This window comes from Komagataeibacter oboediens (assembly GCF_003207815.1).
Lineage (GTDB): Bacteria > Pseudomonadota > Alphaproteobacteria > Acetobacterales > Acetobacteraceae > Komagataeibacter > Komagataeibacter oboediens.
On the sequence record NZ_NKTX01000219.1, the window covers coordinates 1 to 945 of the forward strand.

Below are 945 nucleotides of genomic sequence, written 5' to 3' on the forward strand. Positions count from 1 at the left end.
ACTTTGCGGAAGAGCCGAGAACTGACCCGGGTTTTTCATCAGGAATTGACCCAGCCAGCTGCTATTTCAGGCGTAGTCGGGCGGGCGGTCAAGAAGAGGATCTGTCCTTTCTGTTTTTTGACGCGGCGGTGCTGGCGCGGAACCTGTAGCTGTCATTTCCTGTCTCGAGGATATGACAGTGATGGGTCAGCCGATCGAGGAGCGCCGTCGTCATCTTCGGATCACCAAAGACGTCTCCCCATTCACTGAAGCTCAGATTGGTTGTGATGATGACACTGGTGCGCTCGTAGAGGCGGCTGAGCAGATGGAACAGCAGGGCGCCCCCTGATGCACTGAAGGGGAGATAACCGAGTTCATCAAGGATCACGAGATCCAGGCGGAGCAGCCTGTCGGCAATCTGCCCGGCCCGGTTGGCGGTCTTTTCCTGTTCAAGCGCATTGACCAGGTCGACCGTTGACCAGAAGCGCGCCTTCTTGCGGTGATGGGTGATCGCCTGGATGGCCAGCGCGGTCGCCAGGTGGGTTTTCCCGGTTCCCGGGCCGCCGATCAGCACGACATTTTCAGCACGCTCGATGAAGTCCCCGCCATGGAGCTGGCGGATCATGGGCTCGTTGACCTGCGTATTGGCAAAGGAGAACCCGGACAGGTCCTTGTAGGCGGGGAACCGGGCGGTCTTTGTCTGGTAGGCGATGGAGCGGACTTCGCGTTCGGCCAGTTCCGCCTTCAGGAGCTGCGAGAGGATGGGGATGGCCGCCTCGAAGGCGGGCGCGCCCTGCTCGATGAGGTCGGCCGTGGCCTGGGCCATGCCATACATCCGCAATCCACGGAGCATGACGACAAGTGAAGCAGCAGCAGGATCATGACGCATGGCGGCTGTCCCTTCGCAGGATGTCATACCGCCCTGTATCGGCGCACGGTTCGTGTTCGAGCACCAGGGCCTGTGGG

General features: G+C 60.7%; 1 protein-coding gene. It reads right to left on the reverse strand.

Features of this window, described 5'->3' with window-relative positions; translation table 11 throughout:
* Positions 1-88: 88 nt before the first annotated feature.
* The gene (istB, locus tag CFR80_RS18450; protein ID WP_102325896.1) at positions 89-868 is read right to left on the reverse strand and encodes an IS21-like element helper ATPase IstB; all 780 of its coding nucleotides are present in this window, start codon (positions 866-868) and stop codon (positions 89-91) included.
* Between the last annotated feature and the right edge of the window lie 77 nt (positions 869-945).